Annotated in this window: 25 protein-coding genes; 19 read left to right on the plus strand and 6 right to left on the minus strand. The window is 71.9% G+C overall.

Annotated elements, in window-relative coordinates:
- Positions 1–20 precede the first annotated feature (20 nt).
- Positions 21–1043, minus strand: a complete 1023-nt coding sequence (locus tag AB0G32_RS00235) for a LacI family DNA-binding transcriptional regulator (RefSeq protein ID WP_361155958.1) — start codon at positions 1041–1043, stop codon at positions 21–23.
- A gap of 110 nt (positions 1044–1153) precedes the next feature.
- Positions 1154–1930: a response regulator transcription factor gene (locus tag AB0G32_RS00240; RefSeq protein WP_361155960.1), complete on the minus strand. Its 777-nt coding sequence runs from the start codon at positions 1928–1930 to the stop codon at positions 1154–1156.
- Positions 1931–2123: 193 nt separating this feature from the next.
- Here AB0G32_RS00240 and AB0G32_RS00245 point away from each other — a divergent pair, with 193 nt between their 5' ends.
- From AB0G32_RS00245 to AB0G32_RS00275, 7 genes are all read left to right on the plus strand, one after another.
- On the plus strand, positions 2124–2960 hold the full coding sequence (locus AB0G32_RS00245) for an alpha/beta fold hydrolase (RefSeq protein WP_361155963.1): 837 nt from the start codon (positions 2124–2126) through the stop codon (positions 2958–2960).
- Positions 2961–3012: 52 nt separating this feature from the next.
- Entirely contained in the window at positions 3013–3267 is a 255-nt protein-coding gene (locus tag AB0G32_RS00250; protein ID WP_361155966.1) for a MoaD/ThiS family protein, read from the plus strand.
- 10 nt (positions 3268–3277) lie between these two features.
- The gene (locus tag AB0G32_RS00255; RefSeq protein ID WP_361155969.1) at positions 3278–4495 is read left to right on the plus strand and encodes a hypothetical protein; all 1218 of its coding nucleotides are present in this window, start codon (positions 3278–3280) and stop codon (positions 4493–4495) included.
- Between the two features lie 108 nt (positions 4496–4603).
- A complete protein-coding gene (locus AB0G32_RS00260; protein WP_361155972.1) occupies positions 4604–5341 on the plus strand; it encodes a DUF2993 domain-containing protein in 738 nt (245 codons plus the stop codon).
- Between the two features lie 410 nt (positions 5342–5751).
- Positions 5752–6591: a sulfurtransferase gene (locus tag AB0G32_RS00265; protein ID WP_361155974.1), complete on the plus strand. Its 840-nt coding sequence runs from the start codon at positions 5752–5754 to the stop codon at positions 6589–6591.
- Between the two features lie 36 nt (positions 6592–6627).
- Positions 6628–6915: a DUF1416 domain-containing protein gene (locus tag AB0G32_RS00270; RefSeq protein ID WP_030187974.1), complete on the plus strand. Its 288-nt coding sequence runs from the start codon at positions 6628–6630 to the stop codon at positions 6913–6915.
- Between the two features lie 90 nt (positions 6916–7005).
- A complete protein-coding gene (locus AB0G32_RS00275) occupies positions 7006–7227 on the plus strand; it encodes a DUF3099 domain-containing protein (RefSeq protein WP_361155978.1) in 222 nt (73 codons plus the stop codon).
- Between the two features lie 88 nt (positions 7228–7315).
- On the opposite strand, the gene AB0G32_RS00280 is transcribed toward AB0G32_RS00275, so the two are convergent.
- On the minus strand, positions 7316–7678 hold the full coding sequence (locus AB0G32_RS00280; protein WP_361155981.1) for a DsrE family protein: 363 nt from the start codon (positions 7676–7678) through the stop codon (positions 7316–7318).
- Between the two features lie 161 nt (positions 7679–7839).
- Here AB0G32_RS00280 and AB0G32_RS00285 point away from each other — a divergent pair, with 161 nt between their 5' ends.
- The 6 genes from AB0G32_RS00285 to AB0G32_RS00310 all read left to right on the plus strand — a co-directional run bounded on the left by AB0G32_RS00285 (position 7840) and on the right by AB0G32_RS00310 (position 12635).
- Positions 7840–8547: a hypothetical protein gene (locus AB0G32_RS00285; protein ID WP_361155984.1), complete on the plus strand. Its 708-nt coding sequence runs from the start codon at positions 7840–7842 to the stop codon at positions 8545–8547.
- Entirely contained in the window at positions 8544–9440 is an 897-nt protein-coding gene (locus AB0G32_RS00290; RefSeq protein ID WP_361155986.1) for a hypothetical protein, read from the plus strand. The genes AB0G32_RS00285 and AB0G32_RS00290 overlap by 4 nt, the downstream gene beginning before the upstream one ends.
- 167 nt (positions 9441–9607) lie before the next feature.
- Entirely contained in the window at positions 9608–10408 is an 801-nt protein-coding gene (locus tag AB0G32_RS00295; protein WP_361157111.1) for a hypothetical protein, read from the plus strand.
- Between the two features lie 221 nt (positions 10409–10629).
- The gene (locus AB0G32_RS00300) at positions 10630–11205 is read left to right on the plus strand and encodes an FABP family protein (RefSeq protein ID WP_361155988.1); all 576 of its coding nucleotides are present in this window, start codon (positions 10630–10632) and stop codon (positions 11203–11205) included.
- A gap of 16 nt (positions 11206–11221) precedes the next feature.
- Positions 11222–11659: a transcriptional repressor gene (locus AB0G32_RS00305; RefSeq protein ID WP_361155991.1), complete on the plus strand. Its 438-nt coding sequence runs from the start codon at positions 11222–11224 to the stop codon at positions 11657–11659.
- 10 nt (positions 11660–11669) lie between these two features.
- A complete protein-coding gene (locus AB0G32_RS00310) occupies positions 11670–12635 on the plus strand; it encodes a folate-binding protein (RefSeq protein WP_361155993.1) in 966 nt (321 codons plus the stop codon).
- On the opposite strand, the gene dtd is transcribed toward AB0G32_RS00310, so the two are convergent.
- On the minus strand, positions 12632–13057 hold the full coding sequence (gene dtd, locus AB0G32_RS00315; RefSeq protein WP_361155995.1) for a D-aminoacyl-tRNA deacylase: 426 nt from the start codon (positions 13055–13057) through the stop codon (positions 12632–12634). The genes AB0G32_RS00310 and dtd overlap by 4 nt on opposite strands.
- Positions 13058–13225: 168 nt before the next feature.
- On the opposite strand from dtd, the gene AB0G32_RS00320 reads away from it, so the two are divergent.
- The 3 genes from AB0G32_RS00320 (at position 13226) to AB0G32_RS00330 (ending at position 16427) form a co-directional block, all read left to right on the plus strand.
- A complete protein-coding gene (locus tag AB0G32_RS00320) occupies positions 13226–13951 on the plus strand; it encodes an aerial mycelium formation protein (protein ID WP_361155998.1) in 726 nt (241 codons plus the stop codon).
- A gap of 75 nt (positions 13952–14026) precedes the next feature.
- Positions 14027–15058, plus strand: a complete 1032-nt coding sequence (locus AB0G32_RS00325) for an asparaginase (RefSeq protein ID WP_361156001.1) — start codon at positions 14027–14029, stop codon at positions 15056–15058.
- 115 nt (positions 15059–15173) lie between these two features.
- Positions 15174–16427 carry a GNAT family N-acetyltransferase gene (locus AB0G32_RS00330; protein WP_361156004.1) on the plus strand — a complete coding sequence of 418 codons (1254 nt, stop codon included), beginning with the start codon at positions 15174–15176 and terminating at the stop codon, positions 16425–16427.
- Positions 16428–16646: 219 nt separating this feature from the next.
- Here AB0G32_RS00330 and AB0G32_RS00335 read toward each other — a convergent pair whose 3' ends face one another.
- The gene (locus AB0G32_RS00335) at positions 16647–16832 is read right to left on the minus strand and encodes a hypothetical protein (protein WP_361156007.1); all 186 of its coding nucleotides are present in this window, start codon (positions 16830–16832) and stop codon (positions 16647–16649) included.
- Positions 16833–17027: 195 nt separating this feature from the next.
- Here AB0G32_RS00335 and AB0G32_RS00340 point away from each other — a divergent pair, with 195 nt between their 5' ends.
- Complete coding sequence (locus tag AB0G32_RS00340; protein ID WP_361156010.1) at positions 17028–17942, plus strand: winged helix-turn-helix domain-containing protein; 915 nt, start codon at positions 17028–17030, stop codon at positions 17940–17942.
- A gap of 6 nt (positions 17943–17948) precedes the next feature.
- On the opposite strand, the gene AB0G32_RS00345 is transcribed toward AB0G32_RS00340, so the two are convergent.
- Positions 17949–18155, minus strand: a complete 207-nt coding sequence (locus tag AB0G32_RS00345; protein ID WP_361156013.1) for a hypothetical protein — start codon at positions 18153–18155, stop codon at positions 17949–17951.
- Between the two features lie 170 nt (positions 18156–18325).
- Here AB0G32_RS00345 and AB0G32_RS00350 point away from each other — a divergent pair, with 170 nt between their 5' ends.
- Together AB0G32_RS00350 and AB0G32_RS00355 are read left to right on the plus strand one after the other, a co-directional pair.
- Positions 18326–19183 (plus strand): winged helix-turn-helix domain-containing protein, encoded by an 858-nt coding sequence (locus AB0G32_RS00350; protein ID WP_361156016.1) that lies wholly within the window; start codon positions 18326–18328, stop codon positions 19181–19183.
- Between the two features lie 29 nt (positions 19184–19212).
- On the plus strand, positions 19213–19923 hold the full coding sequence (locus AB0G32_RS00355) for an HAD family hydrolase (protein WP_361156018.1): 711 nt from the start codon (positions 19213–19215) through the stop codon (positions 19921–19923).
- The last annotated feature ends 138 nt before the right edge of the window (positions 19924–20061 follow it).

The raw sequence follows: 20061 nt of genomic DNA on the forward strand, positions 1-20061 counted from the left end.
AAGCCCTCTGCGGCGGGGAGTTACCCGCAGCCGCAGGACCGGCGGACCACCAGCCGGGACGGGAACACCTTCAGCCGCTCGCGCCGCGAACCGGCGATCCGCAGCCCGTCGTCGAGGACCAGGTCCACCGCCGAGCGGGCCATCGCCGAGCGGTCGGAGGCGACCGTGGTCAGGCCCGGGTCGGCCAGCGCGGCCTCCTTGATGTCGTCGAACCCGGCCACCGCCAGCTCGCCCGGCACGTCCAGGCGCAGCTCCCGGGCGGCGCGCAGCACGCCGATCGCCTGGTCGTCGGTGGAGCAGAAGACGGCGGGCGGCCGGCGCGGCCCGGCGAGGATCTCCAGCGCCACGTCGTAGGCGTCGTAGCGGTTGTACGGCGCCTCGAAGAGCCGGCCCTCGGTGGGCAGCCCGGCCTCCTGCATCGCGCGCCGCCAGCCCTCGACGTGGTCGGAGACGGGGTCGCCGACGGACGGGGTCTCGGCGGTGCCGCCCATGCAGGCCACGTAGTCGTAGCCGTGCTCCAGCAGATGGCGGACGGCGAGCTGGGCGCCGCCGAGGTCGTCGGTGACGACGGCCACCTCGTCGATCGCCTCGGGCCGCTCGTGCAGCAGCACCACCCGGGCGTCCCACGCCTCGATCTCGGCGGCGGCCAGGTCGTTCAGCGCGTGGCTGGCGAGGATCAGGCCCGAGACCCGCATGCCGAGGAAGGCGCGCAGGTAGTGCACCTCGCGCTCGGCGACGTAGTCCGTGTTGCCGACCAGGACCATTTTCCCGCGCTCGGCAGCGGCCCACTCGACCGCGTGCGCCATCTCCGCGAAGAACGGCTGCCGGGCGTCCGGCACGATCAGACCTATCAGGTCGGTGCGGCGCGAGGCCATCGCCTGGGCCACCCGGTCCGGCCGGTACCCCAGTTCCTTGATCGCGGCGAGGACACGCTCGCGGGTGGCCGGGGCGACCGGCCGGGGTCCGTTGTTGATGACATAGCTGACCACGGCAGTGGAAGTCCCTGCCAGCCGCGCCACATCGTCCCTCGTCACCTTGGCCACGCGCGGAGTCTACGCGGATGGAACCGCCGTGGGCAGGGCGTATCAGACCTTGGTCAAACCCCGGTCAAGTCCGCCCCGCCCGGCTGCCGGGCGCTGTCCGCCGCCCGCGGTCAGACCTCGGCGGCCGCGGTGGTGGTGTCCGTCGCCCGGTCCGGCTCCGGCTCGGTCCGCCCGGCGGCCGTGGTGTCGTCCGCCGCCCGGGCCGGCTTCTCCGGTTTCTCGGGGGTGACGAACCGGTAGCCGACGTTGCGCACGGTGCCGATCAGCGACTCGTGCTCGGGACCGAGCTTGGCGCGCAGCCGCCGTACGTGCACGTCGACCGTCCGGGTGCCGCCGAAGTAGTCGTAGCCCCAGACCTCCTGGAGCAGCTGGGCCCGGGTGAAGACCCGGCCCGGGTGCTGCGCCAGGTACTTCAGCAGCTCGAACTCCTTGAAGGTCAGGTCCAGCACCCGGCCCTTCAGCTTGGCGCTGTACGTCGCCTCGTCCACCGACAGGTCACCGTTGCGGATCTCCATCGGCGAGTCGTCGTTGACGATCTGCTGGCGGCCCATCGCGAGCCGCAGCCGGGCCTCGACCTCGGCCGGACCGGCGGTGTCGAGGAGTACGTCGTCGATGCCCCAGTCGGCGGTGACGGCGGCCAGCCCGCCCTCGGTGACCACCAGGACCAGCGGACAGCCGGGCCCGGTGGAGCGCAGCAGCTGGCACAGGCTGCGGACCTGCGGCAGGTCGCGGCGGCCGTCGATCAGGATCACGTCGGCGCCCGGGGTGTCCACCAGGGCGGGGCCCTCCGCCGGGGCCACGCGTACGTTGTGCAGCAGCAGGCCGAGGGCGGGAAGCACCTCCGTCGACGGCTGGAGGGCGTTGGTCAGGAGCAGCAGAGAGCTCATCGCGCCCCACCCGCCCGGTTCGTCATACGTTCGTGCACGGTTCGCTCGCCCATAACGTCTGGTTCCTCCTCGGTCCCTGCGAGGACGTTTACGGCACTGCTTCGTACTGCCTCGTGCTTCGTGATGCCGCGTAAAGCACAAAAGGACCCGGGGGCTTCGCTGCCCGAGTCCTCTGCCCAGCAGAATAGCCGACATGAGCGACGGTCCGGCAGGTCATGTGGCACGTTCCACCTTTCGTCCGTATCCCGAGACGCGGCGTGAAACATCCACTCGGACGTATCTGCGCACGTCCGACGGGGTGCGGATCGATTCCGTATACGACCCTGCCCGACTTGTATACGAAAGCGGGCGGCCACCTTCCCGTGACCCGGTGTTCGTCATCGCGCACGGCTTCACCGGGGCCGTCGACCGCCCGCACATCCGGCGGATCGCGGCCGGGTTCACCCGGTACGGGGCGGTCGTCACCTTCTCCTTCCGGGGCCACGGGGCGTCCGGCGGCCGGTCCACGGTCGGCGACCGCGAGGTCCTCGACCTGGCGGCGGCGGTGGTGTGGGCCCGGCGCCTCGGCCATCGGCGCGTGGTGACCGTCGGCTTCTCCATGGGCGGCTCGGTGGTGCTGCGGCACGCGGCGCTGCACGGGGGCGTCGACGCGGTCGTCTCGGTCAGCTCGCCGGCCCGCTGGTACTACCGGGGCACCGCGCCCATGCGGCGCCTGCACTGGCTGGTGATGCGCCCCGAGGGCCGCCTCGTCGGCCGCTACGGCCTGCGCACCCGCATCCACCACCGGGACTGGGACCCGGTGCCGCTGTCCCCGGTGGAGGCGGTGCCGAAGATCGCGCCGGTGCCACTGCTGATCGTGCACGGCGACCGGGACGGCTACTTCCCGCTCGACCACCCCCGGATGCTGGCCGAGGCCGCCGGTGACCACGGCGAACTGTGGCTGGAGCACGGCATGGGCCACGCCGAGCACGCCTCCGACACCGAACTGCTGTGCCGTATCGGGGACTGGGCGGTCTCCCGGGCGGGCTAGCCTGACGGTCTACTGTCCACAGCTGGTCGACAGAGGAATCAGAAGGATTCAGATGGCAAAGGTCACGGTGCGCTACTGGGCCGCCGCGAAGGCCGCCGCCGGGGTGGCCGAGGAGCCGTACGAGGCGGCCACGCTCGCGGCGGCGCTGGACGCCGTGCGCGCGCGGCACCCGGGCGAACTCACCCGCGTACTGCTGCGCTGCTCCTTCCTCGTCGACGGCGATCCGGTGGGCACGCGCGGGCATGAGACGGTACGGCTGGCCGACGGCGGCACGGTCGAGGTGCTCCCGCCGTTCGCAGGAGGGTGACGAGCGACCGATGACCAACCAGCCGTACGACGCCGGCTCCGGCGCCGATGCCGAGCAGTACACGCAGCAGTGGCAGGGGCAGACCTGGGAGACCTCAGTGCAGCCGCCGGTACCGGCGGTCGCCGCGGAGGAGACGGCGTATCTGCCGCCGCAGCAGTATCAGCAGCAACAGCAGTACTCGCAGCAACAGCAACAGCAATATCAACAGCAGTACCAGCAGGAACAGCGGTATCAGCAGTACCAACAGCAACAGCAGCAGCAATATCCGCAGCAGCCGTACGAGCAGTCTCAGCAGTACCCACAGCAATACGGGCAGCACTACCCCCAGCCCCAGCCCCAGCCCCAGCCGCAGCCCCACCCGGCGCAGACCTACGCGCCGGCCACGGCCGCGGCCCCCGCTCCGGAGCCGACCGCGGCGCCGGCCGCGGCGCCGGACTCCGGATACGGCCCCGCCACCGTCGCCGGGAACGCCCGGATCACCGATGCCCAGCGGGCCCGCGCCGAGGGGCGGTCGCCGGTCATCGAGCCCGGCGGGCAGCCGGCCGCGCTCACCGCGCTGCTCGGGCTGCTGCTGGCCGGGGGCGCCGCGGTCGGCAGTTACGCGCTGCTGGTCCCGCTGGTCGTGCTCCAGGCGGTCACCGCGGCCGGCTGGTTCCGGCTGAACGGCATGTGGCCGGCCCGGCAGGGCATCGCGCTCGGCTTCCTCGGCGCGCTGGTCGCGGACGTGGCACTGCTGGCCGCCGACCGTTCCCCGGCGGCCCTGCTCGGCACGATCGGCGTGTGGGTGCTGCTCTCCCTGGTGCTGCACCTGCGGTCGCACGCCGATCCGGACGAGCGGATGTACGGCCTGACGGCCACCGTGGTCGCCTCGGCGCTGGCGATCGTCGCGGGCGGCTGGCTCGCCGCCGACGCGGCCGCGGTGTCCGTCGGCGCGGTCGCCGTGGCGGTCGGTGTCCTGGTCCGCGCCCTGCCGCTGCCGACGTCGGCCTCGGTGCTGGTCGCGCTGCTCGGCGCGGCCGGCGCGGGGTTCGCGGCCGGCGGGCTGACCGACCTCGGTGCGGCGCCCGGGGCGCTGCTCGGGGCGGGCGCGGCGCTCTGCGCGCTGATCGGCCACCGGGTGGCGAGCTACGACTACCCGTCCCGCTTCGTGCACTTCACCGCGGGCGTGGCCCTGCCGCTGAGCGCGGCGGCACCGGCCGTCTGGGTGCTCGGGCGGGTGCTGGGCTGACCGTGCCGTTCGACGGCCTTGTCACAGCCGATCGTCAGATTCTCCGGGGTGCGCCACGGACCGTTACCGTGGGCCTTCGTCCGTGAAGTCCGCTGGGGTGGGAAGAACATGCGCGCGTTGCGAATACTGCTGATCGTCGTCGTGATCCTGGGCGGGCTCTTCGTGGCCGCGGACCGGCTCGCGGTGAACTTCGCGGAGGGCGAGGTGGCGGACAAGCTCAAGGCCCAGGAGGGCCTGGACACCACTCCGGACGTGTCGATCAACGGTTTCCCCTTCCTCACCCAGGTCGCCGGCGGCGAGCTGGACGACGTGGAGGTCACCATGGACGGCTACGAGGCGACGGCGGGCGACGGCACCGAGAAGGTCCGGATCGACGACCTGAAGGCGCACATGAAGGGCGTCGAGTTCTCCGGCGACTACAGCTCCGCGACCGCCGCCACCGCGTCCGGCACGGCGACCGTCTCCTACGCCGAGCTGCTGAAGGCCGCGGGGTCCGAGCCGGTGCAGATCACCTCCGGCGTCACCGCGGGCATCGTCGGCCTCTCGGACGGCGGCAACGGGAAGATCGACGTGGCCGTGCAGGCGACCGTGCTCGGCACCGAGCTGCCCAAGCCGATCCACGTGCTCAGCTCGGTGACGGTCAAGGGCGACAAGGTCGGGGTGACCGCCGACGACCTGCCCTCCTTCGGGCAGGTGGACCTCTCCGACTCGCAGATCCGGCAGATCACCGACTTCCAGCAGGTGATCGACGAACTGCCCGGCGGCATCAAGCTGGACAAGGTCGAGGCGGCCAAGGACGGCGTCGAGATCACGGTGACGGGTTCGAACGTCCGGCTGGCCGGGTAGGACGGACAGCGGCCGCTCGGACGGCCACGGTCCGGCAGGTGAGACGCGTCCCGCCGCCCCACGGCGGCCGGAGGGACGCAGAGCCCCTTCCGTCCCACATTCCGGACGATCCCGTCTCAGAATCCGACACGCCGGTGACATGCCCGCCAGGACGTCCTTACGATCGGACACCATGCAGTGCCTTTTGAGCGGCCCCCGGCCGCGGGGTCAGGCGGATCTCACCAAGCGGCGGGCAGTGGACCTGTGCCGCGTAGCCGCCATGCTCTGTCGCCCGTTCTGAGCGGAAGCCCCGCCTTCCGCGTTTCCCGCTGCCCTGTTCCAGGGCGCCGGTGCGCCCTGTCCCGGAACCGGGCAGCGCACGCACCCACCGCACTCGCACGCCCCGCCGCAACTGCCCCGGAGGAGAGAACATGAGCCGCAGCGACGTCCTGGTCGACGCCGACTGGGTCCAGGACCACCTGGACGACCCGACCATCGCGATCGTCGAGGTGGACGAGGACACGTCCGCGTACGACAAGAACCACATCAAGAACGCGATCCGGATCGACTGGACCAAGGACCTCCAGGACCCGGTCCGCCGTGACTTCGTCGACCAGGAGGGCTTCGAGAAGCTGCTGTCCGCGAAGGGCATCGCCAACGACACGCTGGTGGTCCTCTACGGCGGCAACAACAACTGGTTCGCGTCCTACGCCTACTGGTACTTCAAGCTCTACGGCCACGAGAACGTCAAGCTGCTCGACGGTGGCCGCAAGAAGTGGGAGCTGGACGCCCGCGAGCTGGTCGAGGAGGTCCCGGAGCGGCCCGCCACCAGCTACAAGGCCAAGCCGCAGAACACCGCCATCCGCGCCTTCCGCGACGACGTCGTCAACGCGATCGGCAACCAGAACCTGGTCGACGTCCGCTCGCCCGACGAGTTCTCCGGCAAGCTGCTCGCCCCGGCCCACCTGCCGCAGGAGCAGTCCCAGCGCCCCGGCCACGTGCCGTCCGCGCGCAACATCCCGTGGTCGAAGAACGCCAACGACGACGGCACCTTCAAGTCGGACGAGGAGCTCAAGGAGCTCTACGCCGACGAGCAGGTCGACCTGGCCAAGGACACCATCGCCTACTGCCGCATCGGCGAGCGCTCGGCGCTGACCTGGTTCGTGCTCCACGAGCTGCTGGGCGTCGAGAACGTCAAGAACTACGACGGCTCCTGGACCGAGTACGGCTCGCTGGTCGGCGTTCCGATCGAGCTCGGCGCCGCCAAGTAACCCGCTCAACCCGCTGCGACCCTAAGGACTACGGACATGTGTGGAGCGAAGGCCGGCGGCCCGGACGCCTCGACGATCAAGCCCGGTGAGACCACCATCCAGGGACAGGTGACCCGCGACGGTGAGCCGGTGACCGGCTACGTCCGGCTGCTGGACGCCACCGGGGAGTTCACGGCGGAGGTCCCGACCTCCGCGACGGGCCAGTTCCGCTTCTACGCGGCCGAGGGCACCTGGACGGTCCGCGCCCTGGTGCCGGGCGGCACGGCCGACCGCACGGTCGTGGCCCAGCAGGGCGGTCTGGCGGAGGTCGCGATCGCCGTCTGACGGCGGCACGCGGCCGGCCGAAGGGCCGCGCCCCACGGGTTGGACGCCCGGGGCGCGGCCCTTCGGCGTGCCCGGACCTACGCTGGAGTCATGTACGGACGACGGCGGCGCGGGTACTTCGTGCTGATGGGCATCTGCATCGCGCTCTTCGTGCTGGCCTGGGGCGTGGTGCGGCTGTGGTCCGTCCCGGCGGCCGTCGGGATGTGCGTGGTCGCCATGGTCATCCCGCCGTTCGCCGCGATCGTCGCCAACCGGCGCGGCCCACAGGACCGCTGGTGGGACGAGCGGGACGGGGACGAACGCGGGCGCTGACGTACGGAGTACTGCTCGACCCCGCGGGCCACCCGTTCTGCCTCTACGTGGACCAGGAGCAGGACCCGGACTCGGACCCGGGGCGGGCTCAGTAGACGAGTGCCTGGGTGTCGTCGGCCAGTGCCTCCTGGACGAAGACCTGCGCGCCGGCGATCCGGACGCCCTCGATGACGTCCTGCTCGGTGATGTCGCGCCGGGCCGCGCACTGGGTGCACAGGGTCAGCCGGCCGCCGCTCAGCAGGGAGTCGATCAGGTCGGGCAGCGGGGCCGCGTGCGGCAGTTCGAACTCGGCGGCCCGGCCCGGCAGGGCGAACCAGGCGGACTCGCCGGTCAGCCACAGGGAGACGTCCACGCCGCTGGCCACGGCCACCGCCGCCACCGTGAACGCCTGCGAGCAGCGTTCGGGGGCATCGGCCCCCGCGGTCACCTTGATCACGAGCTTCTTAGCCATGGCCGAATCGTAATCAACGCGTCCGCAACCCCTTGTGCCGGCCATGAGTCTCCTGTGCGCGCTGCGGAATGCGCGCTTCACGTCCTGTGGGGGACACCTTGGAAGAACAAGAGCAACAAGAGCAACAAGAGCAACAAGAGCACATACCGGCGCCGGCGACCGTGCCGGCGCCGGGGCGGCGGAAGGGGCGTACGGCCCTGCTGATCTGCGCCGCCGCCGTGCTCGGTGTGATCGCCGGCACCTGCGGCGGCTACCTCGTGCAGGCCGACCGGGAGCCGACCCGGCTGGCCCCGCTGTCGCAAACCGCGCTGGCCCGGGGCACGGGCGACGGGCCCGAGCCGCTGCCGGCCTCGCGGGACCGCCAGGTACGGACCGCGGGGGACCTCCGGGAACTGCTGGTGAAGAAGCCCGCCGGGACCCGGGAGGCCGACTGGCTGGCCGACGACGGCTGGCTGGACCTGGCCGCCTACTCCGACACCTTCACCGAACCGGCCGGCGCCTTCGAGAACCTGGTCGAACAGGAGTTCCGTCGGGCGGCCGTCACCGGCTGGGAGACGGACGACGGCACGGTGGAGGTGCGGCTGATCCAGTTCCGGCAGGAGGAGTACGTCGCCGCCGCCGAGGCGGGCGACGAGGCCCACTACTGGGCCGAGCAGGACGACACCGACAGCTGGCCGATCGCCGGTACGGGGGACGGGCGGGCCTACGTCCACAACGTGCCCGACAGTGAGATGGGCGTCTCGCTGTACAGCGCGGAGGCGCACGCCTGGCGGGGGGACATCGCCATGGAGATCTGGATCTACAGCACCGAACCGATCAAGAAGCAGACGGTCACCGACCTGGCCGACCGGCAGATGGAGCGGCTGTGACCGACGAGAACGAGCAGTCCGCCGCGGAGACGCCCGCCGATGCCGCCGACGCCGATACCTTCGCCGTCTCCGACGCCCCGGCCACCGGGACGCCCGCCCCGGACGTGTCTCTCCCCGAACTCCACCCCGTGCCCGCCGCTCCCCGGAAACCCGGCCGCCGGCGCCGGATCGTCGCGGGCGCCGGCTGTCTGCTGCTGGCGGCCGCCGTGGTCGGGGGCGTCGGGTACACCGGTTACGTCGTCGACGGGGCCGACCGGGACGCCGGGGCGCCCGGCTGGGCGTCCCCGAAGACCGCCGCGGACACCAAGGAGGCCCGCGCCACCGGACTGGCCGCGGCGCTGGTGCCGTACCGCCCCGAGGGCTGGACCCGTGGCCCCGACCTCGCGGAGTTCGGCTCGGACACCGTGCTCAGCGGCGCCCAGGCGACCGCCCTGCGCAAGGAGTCGCTGCGCGGACTGCCCCGCTCCGAGCGCCGCGAGCTGGAGAAGGAGATCGACCGCCGTCCGGTCACCGGCATGGCCATGCGCAGCTACCTCCGCTCACCGGGCTTCACCGCCGACGGCGCGAAGGGCTCCGTCACCACCGGCATCGTGCTGGCGCAGATGGACAGCCGGGCGGCGGTCCGGGACATGTCGACGGTCCAGAACGAGTACCTCGAGTCCCTGGACGTCTTCCGCGCGGGCCCGCGGATCAAGGACCACCCGAACGCCCGGTGCTTCCTGCCGCCGGCCGACTCCCACGAGGACCTCGACCTGATGTTCTGTTCCGCGTACCAGGGCGACATCCTGGTCACCGCCACGGCCGAGGGCGTGAAGCCGTTCGACGCCGACGGTGTCGCCGCGCTGCTGACCGAGCAGCTCGACCGCATAGCCGAGCCCGGGGAGTCGGTGTGAGCGAGCAGACGACCACACCGGCGCAGCCGGCCGGGGCGGCGGCGGAGCAGGCTCAGCCCCTCACCCCCGCCGACCCGGCTCCCGCACCCGCCCCCGCCCCCACCTCGGAGGCCGCCCCGCCGCCGTACCCGCCGCTCCCGCCGCTCCCGCCCGCCGACCCCCCGCCCGTGCCCGCGTCCTGGCCTTCGCCCGTGCCCGCGCCCCCGAAGGACCGCCGCCTGCTGCGGGCCGCCCTGCGGTGGACGGCCGCCGTCGCCGTGTTCGCGGTGGCCGGGGCCGGGACGGCGTACGGGATCAGCCGGATGGAGCGGACCGACGTACCGGGACTGGCCACCGCGTCGGACGGCCGCTGGACCTACCCGCGGCTGACCGCGCCGCCGCTGCCCAAGGGCAGCCCCGGGCCGTTCGACGCGTCGAACCCGGCCGGCGCCCACTACGCGGACCTGCGCGAGCTGGTGCTGCCCGCGCCCGAGGGCGCCACCGAGGACAAGGCGCTGCGCGGCGACGACGGCTGGCTGGCCACCAAGGACCTGCTGGCGGAGTACGCGAAGGACGACCGGGACGAACTGCGGCAGAAGTTCACCGACTACGGCCTGCGGCACGTCGCCGCGCGCGGCTGGACCACCGCGGACGGCACCCGTACCCGGATCTACCTGCTCCGGTTCGGCACCGCCGCCGTCGTGGACGAGCTGGGCGGCGAGCAGATCGCCCAGGTCGGCAGACCCGCCTACGCCGTGCGCGGCGCCGCCGAGTCGGTCTGGGACGAGGACTTCCCCGCCAGGGCCACGGCCACCGACGTCACCCGCATGATGTACACCGAGGCCAAGCCCTACGGCGCCGAACAGGTCCGGCACGGCTACCTCAGCGCCGGCGACGTCCTCGCCCTCGTCGTGCAGTCCCGCAAGGGCAGCGCGCCCGCCGTCCCCTTCCAGCAGACCGTCGCCCTCCAGAGCCGGCTGCTCGCCTGACCCGGCAGGCGTACCTCACCCGACAGGGCCGGGCCCCGGCCGCGTAAGCTGGGGCCCGGCCCTGTGCACACCACCGCACCCCGCTCAAGGAGCACCCGTGGAGATCTTCTTCGAAACCCTGTTGGTCCTGGTCTGCGTCGGCGTCCTCGCCTTCGCCGGGCTGACCGTGAAGAAGCTGTACCAGGGCCAGCGCTGATCACCGACGCCAGGAAGTTCCGCTCATGATCGAGATCCCGTCCGACCTGCACAAGGACCTCGTCCCGCTCGCCTTTCTGCTCGGCGACTGGGCCGGCGCGGGCGTGCACGACTTCCCCGGCGCCGAGAAGTGCAACTTCGGCCAGGAGGTCGCCTTCACCCACGACGGCCGGGACTTCCTGGAGTACGCCTCCCACAGCTGGGTGCTCGACCAGGACGGCAACAAGGTCCGTCCGCTGGAGTCCGAGCACGGCTTCTGGCGCATCGACGCCGACCGCAAGGTCGAGGTGACGATGACCCGCGACGACGGCGTCATCGAGATCTGGTACGGCGAACTGGCCCACCAGAAGCCGCAGATCGACCTGGTGACGGACGCGGTGGCCCGTACCGCCGCCGCCCGGCCCTACACCGGTGGCAAGCGGCTGTACGGCTACGTCAAGAGCGACCTGATGTGGGTCGGCGAGAAGCAGACCCCCGAGGTCGAGCTGCGCCCCTACATGTCCGCGCACCTGAAGAAGGTCGTCACCCCGGAGGACGTCGAGCGCTGGGCCAAGGCGCTGCCCGACGACATGCCGGACGACGGGATCGCTTTCTTCAAGTAGTCCTAGACTGGCCGGTGTGGTGAGCACCGACTGGAAGAGCGACCTCAGGCAGCGCGGCTACCGGCTGACCCCGCAGCGACAGCTGGTGCTGGAAGCCGTGGACACCCTGGAACACGCGACCCCCGACGACATCCTGGGCGAAGTCCGCAGGACGGCGTCGGGGGTCAACATCTCCACCGTCTACCGCACCCTGGAGCTGCTGGAGGAGCTGGGCCTGGTCAGCCACGCCCACCTCGGGCACGGTGCGCCGACCTACCACCTCGCCGACCGGCACCACCACATCCATCTGGTCTGCCGGGACTGCACCAACGTGATCGAGGCCGATCTGTCGGTGGCCGCCGAGTTCACCGCCAAGCTGCGCGAGCAGTTCGGGTTCGACACCGACATGAAGCACTTCGCGATCTTCGGCCGCTGCCGCGACTGCGCGCTGAAGGATTCAACTACCGAGTCGTAGGCTGGGAGCCATGAAGAGCCCCCTGCTGTCCCTGCCCGGAGCCGTATCCGCCGAGGGCGTGGACGAAGGCGTCGCCGCGCACTACGGCGACCTGTTCCGCGAGCAGCGCGCCCTCGCCGACGGCACCGGTTTCGTCGACCTCTCGCACCGCGGGGTCGTCACCGTCACCGGAGCGGACCGGCTGACCTGGCTGCACCTGCTGCTCACGCAAGCCGTCAGCGACCTGCCGGCCGGCCGGGCCACCGAGGCGCTGATCCTGTCCGCCAACGGCCACATCGAGCACGCGCTGTACCTCGTCGACGACGGGGCGACCGTCTGGGCGCACGTCGAGCCGGGCACCCGTGAGGCGCTGGTCGGCTACCTGGAGTCGATGAAGTTCTTCTACCGGGTCGAGGTCGCCGACCGCACGGACGACATCGCGGTGGCGCACCTGCCGGCCGGGTCCATCGCCGCCGTCCCCGAGGGCGTCGCCGTACGGGAGACCCCGTACGGGCGTGATCTCTTCCTGCCGCGCGCGGAACTGGCGACCTGGGCGGCGCAGGCCGGGCCGCCGGCCGGGCTGCTGGCGTACGAGGCGCTGCGGGTCGAGCAGCACCGGCCCCGGCTCGGCTTCGAGACCGACCACCGGACCATCCCGCACGAGCTGGGCTGGATCGGCTCGGCCGTCCATCTCCAGAAGGGCTGCTACCGCGGCCAGGAGACCGTCGCCCGGGTGCAGAACCTGGGCAAGCCGCCGCGCCGGCTGGTCTTCCTGCACCTGGACGGCAGCGAGGTCCACCTGCCGGCGGCGGGCACCGAGATCCGGCTCGCGGACGACGGCCCCGACGGGCGGAAGATCGGCTTCATCACCACCTCGGTACGCCACCACGAGCTGGGCCCGGTCGCCCTCGCCCTGGTCAAGCGGAACGTGCCGGTGGACGCCCGGCTGGTGGCCGGGGACACGGCGGCGGCCCAGGAGACGGTCGTAGCGCCCTAGATCTCGATCAGTACGGTGAACGGGCCGTCGTTCGTCAGCGACACCCGCATGTGCGCGCCGAACCGGCCCGTCGCCACCGTCGCGCCCAGTGCGCGCAGCTGGGCGACCACCTCGGCGACGAGCGGTTCGGCGACGTCGCCGGGGGCGGCGGCGTTCCAGGTGGGCCGGCGGCCCTTGCGGGCGTCGCCGTAAAGAGTGAACTGGCTGATGACCAGCAGCGGGGCGTCGAGGTCGCTGCACGACCGCTCGTCCGCCAGCATCCGCACCGACCAGAGCTTGCGGGCCAGTTGCGCGGCCTTCTCCTTCGTGTCCCCGTGGGTGATGCCGACCAGGACGCACAGGCCCTCGCCCGCGAAGCCGCCCACCGTCTCGCCGTCCACGACGACGCTCGCGCCGTCCGCCCGTTGTACCACCGCTCGCATGCCGTCATGATGCCGTGCGCCCCCCGGGCGCCGGCGGGCGGCCCCGTACGGGTTTCTTTTCGTATCCGAACCCCCCATCTGGGGCCGATCGGGGGCACTCGGTCACATAGCGGCCAGCTGTGGTGGCACGATGCTCCCAGAAGCCGGTCGAGGGGACGGTTGAGGCACATGAGCACACCGAGTACCGGGCAGCCGTTGAGCACTGTCTCGTTGACGTATGCGGTCGGCAGAGACAGGCTCCGGACGCCCGTACAGCGCACGAACAGTCCGGAGCTGCCCGCGGATCCACCCGCGAGCACACCGCCGGGGGGGAGCACACAGGGAATCACCCAGGGGATCACCCAGAGAACCACCCAGGGCAGTACTCAGGGAACCACCCAGGGGGCGACCGCGAGGGACGATCTGACCGCGCAGAGTCTGCCCGAATTGCGCGCGCTGCGCAGGCACGCCCAGCGGGAGGAGGCCGACCTGAGTTACGTACGGCGGCTGCTTCAGGGGCGGATCGACATCCTGCGGGCCGAGCTGACCCGGCGCCTGCCGGCCTCCGTCACGGCGGCCGGGACGGGGGCCGGGTCCGTGGTCGAGCGGCTGTCGGAGATCCTGACGGACGCCCCGGCGCGGCACCGCTCCTCCGCCCGGCACGTGACGCTGGGCACGCCGCGCAGCGAGGAGTACCGGCAACTGGCCGCCGAGATGCTGGGCGAGGTCGAGCTGTCGGACCTCCAGGCGCGCACCGATCCGGAGCTGACCGCGGCGATGGGGCGGCTGGTGCGCTACGAGCAGCAGGTGTCCCGGCGACGGCAGCGGCTCCAGCGCACGGCGGACGGTTGCAGTGCCGAGATCGCCCGCCGGTACCGTGAAGGGGAAGCTCAAGTAGACGACCTGCTGGCGTGACGTGCGGGCCCGGTGATCCCGGGCCGTTCGCTCGGCCGACCGCCCGGCGGGTCCCCCGTCGGAAGGCCACCGCCGATGCCCGCGCCCACGTCCGCATCCACGTCCACGTCCGCATCCACGTCCGCACCCACACCGACACCCACAGCCACGTCCGAGGCGACACCCCCCGCGCCGCCCGTCCTCGCCGAGGTCGTGCGGTCCGGGTTCGTCGAGGGCCGGCACCGCGGCAGCCTGGTGCTGCTGGGCCCGGACGGGACGGTCGAACTGGCGCTCGGCGACCCGGCCGCCCCCGTCTTCCCGCGTTCCGCCAACAAGCCGATGCAGGCCGCCGGCGTGCTGCGGGCGGGCCTCGGCCTGGCGGGGGAGCGGCTGGCGCTGGCCGCCGCGAGTCACTCTGGAGAATCGTTTCATCGCGATCTGGTCCGGAAGATGCTCGCCGAGCACTCGCTGGCTGCCGGACAGCTCCAGTGCCCGCCCGACCTGCCGCTGGACCCGGTGGAACGAGAGACGTACCTGGCCTCGGGCGCCGCACCGGACCGGGTGACCATGAACTGCTCCGGCAAGCACACCGCGATGCTCGCCGTCTGCGCCGAGCGCGGCTGGCCGCTGGAGAGCTATCTGGACCCCGGCCACCCGCTCCAGCGGCTGATCCACGAGGTGGTGGAGGAGGCCGCCGGGGAGCCGGTCGCCGCCGTCGGCACCGACGGGTGCGGGGCGCCGCTGATGGCGATCACCCTGACCGGGCTGGCCCGCGCCTTCCGGTCCTTCGTGCGGGCCGCGCCGGGCTCGGCCGAGCGCCGGGTCGCCGACGCGATGCGGGCCCACCCCGAGTACGTCGCCGGCACCCGGCGGGCCGACACCTGGCTGATGCGGGAGGTGCCGGGCACGCTGTCCAAGATGGGCGCGGAGGCGGTCCAGGCGGTGGCCCTGCCCGACGGCCGGGCGCTCGCCTTCAAGGTGGACGACGGCTCGACCCGGGCGCTCGGCCCGGTACTGGCCCGGGCCCTGACCCTGCTGGGCGTCGACGCGCCGGTGGTGACGCGGATCGGGCAGGCCCCGCTGCTCGGCGGCGGCCAGGAGGTGGGGGAGATCCGGGCCGCGTTCTGACGGGGGCCGGGGCTGATCAGGCGTTGGGCAGCGGTTGGTCGGTTGTTGGCCCGGGCGCCAGCGGGGGGCGTGAATTGCCGCGACGCCGGTCAGGCCCCCGGCCTACGGTGAGCGCATGAGCAGCAGCACAGCCATTGACGTACGCCCCGTCACCGAAGCCGAACTCCCGGACTGGAACCGGGCCCTGAACACCGGGTTCCTGCGGGAGCCCACCGCCGCCGAGGAGCAACTGCGCGCACGGCGCCTTCAGTTCGTCCCCGAACGGCTGCTGGGTGCCTTCGACGGAGGGCGGTGCGTGGCGACGTTCCGCTCCTTCGCGCAGGAGATCACGGCGGTCGGCGGCGGCTTCGTGCCCGCGGACGCGATATCGAACGTCACCGTCACTCCGACGCACCGCCGGCGCGGGCTGCTGACCCGCATGATGGCGCAGGACCTGGCGGCCGCGAAGGAGCGCGGGGACGTCGTCGCCACGCTGATCGCCGCCGAGTACCCGATCTACGGGCGGTACGGCTTCGGCCCCGCGACCACGATGACCGAGTGGACGGTCGACGTGCCCCGGGCCGGCCTGGACCCGCGCTGGGCCGGGCCCGCGGACGGCGGCCGGATCGACCTGGTGGACGGCGCGGACGTGCGCGAACTCGGCCCGGAGTTCCACGAGCGGCTGCGCCGGAGCCGGCCGGGCGCGGTCAGCCGCGACGAGCTGTGGTGGCGGGCGCGGACCGGCGCGCTGCGCTTCGACCCGTCCTGGACCGAGCCCTTCTTCGTGGTGTACCGCTCGGCGGCCGGTGAGGTCGAGGGCATGGCCGCCTACCGGGCCGACGACACCTGGGGGGACGCCAAGCAGCCGCTGAACACGGTGAGCGTGGCGTGGCTGGCGGGCACGACGCCGGCCGCCGAGCGGGCCCTGTGGCACTTCCTGTGCTCGATCGACTGGGTCGTGACGGTCAAGAGCGGCTGGCGCTCCCCCGACGACCTGCTTCCGCACTTCCTGCCCGACCCGCGGGCCGCCCGGATCAGCACGCAGGCCGACTGGCTGTGGATCCGGATCCTGGACGTCGTACGGGCGCTGGAGGCGCGCACCTACGGCGGTGCGGGCGAACTGGTGCTGGAGGTGGTGGACCGGGACGGGCTGGCCGGCGGGCGGTGGCGGCTGGCGGCGTCCGGCGGCCGGGCGTCCTGCCGGGCGACGGCCGACGGCGCGGACCTGGTGCTGGACGTGGCCGACCTGTCCCGGCTGTGGCTGGGCGACGAGTCGGCGGTCCGGCTGGCGGCGCTGGGCCGGGTCCGGGAAGAACGAGCGGGCGCCGCCGTGGTGGCCGACGCCCTGCTGCGTACTTCCAGGCGACCGTGGTGCCCGGACCAGTTCTGAGGGACCAGCCTCCTTCCGGCGGGGACGGGTGAGCGGTGCGTGTGCGTAGGTGCGTATGTGCGTTTGTGCGTATCCGTAGCGTGCTCTTCAGTTGTGGTTGTGGTTGTGGTTGCGGTTGCGGATTGCGGTTGCGGTTGTTGTGCGGTGGTGCCGGCCCGTCCGTCCGGATTCCCGGCTCCCCTCCGGAAGGGAGTCCGGACGGCGGGCACACTGAGGGGCTCAGCCCGACTGGGCGAGCAGCATGACGAGGATCACCGCGCCGACGCCGCCGATCGCGGTGTTCTTCGCCTTGATGCCGATGGACAGCGCGACGAACGCGATGATGCCCAACGGGCCGTACTTCCACTGGACGAGCTGCTCGAACCCGATGGCGAGCGCTGCGATGACGACTGCGACGAGCGGCATGGTGGTTCCCCCCTTCGGGACGTCCCCCCGCGGGACATGGTCCCAACTGACATCCTCTTGGCCAACCCCTGTGAGGTCGAACCATGTTGTGCAAGTTGGCTGCCAACTCTTCCATAGTTCTCTCCACTTGGATGCGGCTCATAACCACCTTCTCGCGAACTGTCTGAACTTGGCGAGAAGTTGTAGGGTTCGTGCGTGGAGCCGGAACACGCCACCGTCAATGGACGGAAGAGGTCACAGCGGCCGCAGCGGACCCATCGCGAGGTGGCCGCCGAACTGCGCGCCCGGATCAAGGCCGGTGAACTGGGGCCGGGCCAGCGGATGCCCACCCAGGCCCAGTTGGCGGACGAGTTCGGCGTGGAGCGCGGCACGGTCCGCCAGGCGCTGCGCATTCTCCAGTCCGAGCATCTGCTCACCAACGTCTCCAAGGGCAGTCCCGCGACCGTCGCCGCCGACTTCGGCCGGGCGGCGACGGGGCCGTCGGCGGACCCGCTGCCCACCACGGTCGCCCTCGCGCCGCGGATCGCCGCCGCCTTCGCCGCCGAGCACGTGCGCATCGACGCGCTGTGCCTGACCTCGGTCTCGCTCACCCTCGCCATCGGGGAGCCGCTGCGCGAGATCCACGCCGGGCGGATGAAACCGGCCAAGATCGACCTCAGGGTCCTGCTGCCCTCCCGCGACATCAGCCTGGCCTTCCCGGTGGCGGTCGCCGGACACCCCGGGAACAACCCCGAGGACCCGGTGCACCGCCGGTGGCTGGCCCAGCGCAACGCCCAGGGGCAGGTGCTGCGGCACAACCTGCTGTCCCTGCGCTCCACGTACGGCATCGACGTGAGCGTCACCTTCCGGGCCCTGCCCTTCACGCCGCCGGTCAAGCTGTACCTGCTCAACGGCGAGGAGGCGCTCTTCGCCTACTACACGCTCGGCCGGCGGCGGCACGAGACCGACGACGGCGAGGTGGAGATGTACGACGCCGAGGGCATCCGCTCGGTGCTGTTCGCCTTCGAGCAGGGCGCCGGGCCGCGGGACGCCGGATTCGTGGAACAGTCCCGCCGGTGGTTCGACGCGCTGTGGGAGACGATCAGTTCGCGGCTGGTGCTCACGGTCTGACCCCGGTCACAGGGCGGGCCGCGCCACCAGCAGGGCGAGCACCACCGCGCCGGTGGAACTGACCGCGGGCCGACGGGCCTTGATGCCTATGGTGAGCAGCAGCAGAGCGATGACACCGGTGGCGCCGTACCGCCAGTGGAGGAAGTCCTCGAAGGCGACGACGAAGACGGTGGAGACACTGGAGGCGGTGGGGACGACGGCGAGGACGGGCATGAGTTCCTCCTTGGCCGAGCGGAGGTGAAACGTTCGCCAACTCGGCTAAGTTGGCGACCAACTCTTCTTATATGGTCCCACTTGGTGGCAGGCACTAAACAACTTCCAAACAACTCCCCTAAGATGGATCACAGTTGTAGTTTTCGGACGTGACTCAGGAGAACGTTGCGGTGGACGGCAGCAGAAGGCTCTCTCCCCAGGAGATCGCCGACATCCTGCGGGAGCGCATCCGCGCCGGTGAGCTGAAGGCGGGCGACCGCCTGCCGACGCAGGCGGAGCTGTCGGAGGAGTTCGGGGTGGAGCGCGGCGCCGTCCGGCAGGCCCTGCGGTCCCTCCAGGAGGACGGACTGCTCAGCAATGTCAGCAAGGGCAGCCCGCCGCGGATCGCCGCCCCCAACCCGGCGAGCGGCGAGCCGCAGCCCACGATGGTGGCGCTGGCGCCGCGGCTGACACTGGCGTTCAACGAGCCGGAGGTCCGGATCGACGTCGTCTGCCACACCTCCGAGACGCTGATGCTCGCGCTCAGCGAGCCGCTCCGCATGATCCACGAGGGCCGGCTGCGGCCCCGGTCCATCTCCTTCCGCGTCCTGATGCCCTCCCGGGACATCAACCTCGCCTTCCCGGTGCTGGTCGAGACCCCGGCCGACGACGACTCCGACCCGGTGCACGAGCGCTGGGTCCAGATGCGCGACGCCCAGGCCCGGGTCCTGCGGCACAACCTGAACGCCGTACGGTCCACCCAGCGCGTCGACGTCGACGTCTCCTTCCGCGCGCTGCCCTTCACCCCGCCGATGAAGCTGTACCTGCTCAACGGCGAGGAGGCGCTGATCGGCTACTACATGCTCACCCGGCGCGAGGAGGAGTGGCAGAGCCGGACCCTGGAGATGTACGACGCGCTCGGCTCCCAGTCCCTGCTGTTCGCGTTCCTGAAGCAGGCGGGGCACCGGGACGCGGCGTTCGTGGAGGAATCCCAGAAGTGGTTCGACGCCCTCTGGGAAACCATCACCACGGACCTGACACTCTCCTAGTGACTTCAGATACGCAGCAGACTGTTCCGGTGACCGCATCGACAGATTCCTTGCAAGAACTGATCACTCCGGTCCAGTACGTCCTGTGGGACCTGGACGGGCCCATCTGCCGGCTGTTCGCCGGGCGCCCGGCCGGCGGCATCGCCCGCGACCTGGTGCACAAGATCGACGCACTGGGGCTGGGCGGCTCGCTGTCCCCGGCCGAACGGGCCCGGCGCGATCCGCACGCCGTGCTGCTCCGGGTCGGCGAACAGCACCCGGGCAGCGACCTGGTGGTGGAACTGGAGGAATGGCTCACCCGCCAGGAACTCACCGCCGTCCCCGGCGCCCGCCCCACCCCCTACGCCGATCCGCTCATCCGGACCTGGACCGCGCTGCGCGTGGTGTCCGCCGTCACCACCAACAACTCGGCCCGGGTGGCGGCGGCGTACCTGGAGACCCGGGGCCTGGCCGGCTGCTTCGCCTCCCTCTACGGCCGCACCGGCGATCTCGGCCTCATGAAACCGCACCCGTACTCGCTGCGGCGGGCCCTGACCGCGATGGGCGCCGACCCGTCCCGGGCGCTGATGATCGGGGACTCCCCGTCCGACTACGCGGCCGCGGCTGCGGCCGGGGTCCCGTTCCTCGGGTACGCGCGGAACGAGGAGAAGGCCGCTGCGCTGGTGGACGCGGGCGCCCGCCCGACCCACATCGTCGCGGACCTGTCGCACGTACGGACCGCCCTGCTGGCTCAGGCCTGAGCCGTCCCGCCGCGAGTGCCCACGCATCATGTGCCTCCTCATCAGGTGGGTGCTTGCCCGACAACTTGCCGTCCAATTGGTTCGGTTGTCGTAATGCGGTTGTGCCCGCTTCCTGAGATCGCTTAACGGGCCCACCAG

Source organism: Streptomyces sp. NPDC023723 (genome assembly GCF_040639815.1).
Lineage (GTDB): Bacteria > Actinomycetota > Actinomycetes > Streptomycetales > Streptomycetaceae > Streptomyces.

Coding starts and splice junctions, on each gene's coding strand:
- AB0G32_RS00280 (WP_361155981.1), bottom strand. CDS start 7,678: ATGGCTAAGAAGCTCGTGATCAAGGTGACCGCGGGGGCCGATGCCCCC.
- AB0G32_RS00320 (WP_361155998.1), top strand. CDS start 13,226: ATGAGCACACCGAGTACCGGGCAGCCGTTGAGCACTGTCTCGTTGACG.
- AB0G32_RS00275 (WP_361155978.1), top strand. CDS start 7,006: ATGTACGGACGACGGCGGCGCGGGTACTTCGTGCTGATGGGCATCTGC.
- AB0G32_RS00240 (WP_361155960.1), bottom strand. CDS start 1,930: ATGAGCTCTCTGCTGCTCCTGACCAACGCCCTCCAGCCGTCGACGGAG.
- AB0G32_RS00310 (WP_361155993.1), top strand. CDS start 11,670: ATGAAGAGCCCCCTGCTGTCCCTGCCCGGAGCCGTATCCGCCGAGGGC.
- AB0G32_RS00260 (WP_361155972.1), top strand. CDS start 4,604: ATGCGCGCGTTGCGAATACTGCTGATCGTCGTCGTGATCCTGGGCGGG.
- AB0G32_RS00270 (WP_030187974.1), top strand. CDS start 6,628: ATGTGTGGAGCGAAGGCCGGCGGCCCGGACGCCTCGACGATCAAGCCC.
- AB0G32_RS00325 (WP_361156001.1), top strand. CDS start 14,027: ATGCCCGCGCCCACGTCCGCATCCACGTCCACGTCCGCATCCACGTCC.
- AB0G32_RS00345 (WP_361156013.1), bottom strand. CDS start 18,155: ATGCCCGTCCTCGCCGTCGTCCCCACCGCCTCCAGTGTCTCCACCGTC.
- AB0G32_RS00265 (WP_361155974.1), top strand. CDS start 5,752: ATGAGCCGCAGCGACGTCCTGGTCGACGCCGACTGGGTCCAGGACCAC.
- AB0G32_RS00245 (WP_361155963.1), top strand. CDS start 2,124: ATGAGCGACGGTCCGGCAGGTCATGTGGCACGTTCCACCTTTCGTCCG.
- dtd (WP_361155995.1), bottom strand. CDS start 13,057: ATGCGAGCGGTGGTACAACGGGCGGACGGCGCGAGCGTCGTCGTGGAC.
- AB0G32_RS00335 (WP_361156007.1), bottom strand. CDS start 16,832: ATGCCGCTCGTCGCAGTCGTCATCGCAGCGCTCGCCATCGGGTTCGAG.
- AB0G32_RS00300 (WP_361155988.1), top strand. CDS start 10,630: ATGATCGAGATCCCGTCCGACCTGCACAAGGACCTCGTCCCGCTCGCC.
- AB0G32_RS00330 (WP_361156004.1), top strand. CDS start 15,174: ATGAGCAGCAGCACAGCCATTGACGTACGCCCCGTCACCGAAGCCGAA.
- AB0G32_RS00250 (WP_361155966.1), top strand. CDS start 3,013: ATGGCAAAGGTCACGGTGCGCTACTGGGCCGCCGCGAAGGCCGCCGCC.
- AB0G32_RS00255 (WP_361155969.1), top strand. CDS start 3,278: ATGACCAACCAGCCGTACGACGCCGGCTCCGGCGCCGATGCCGAGCAG.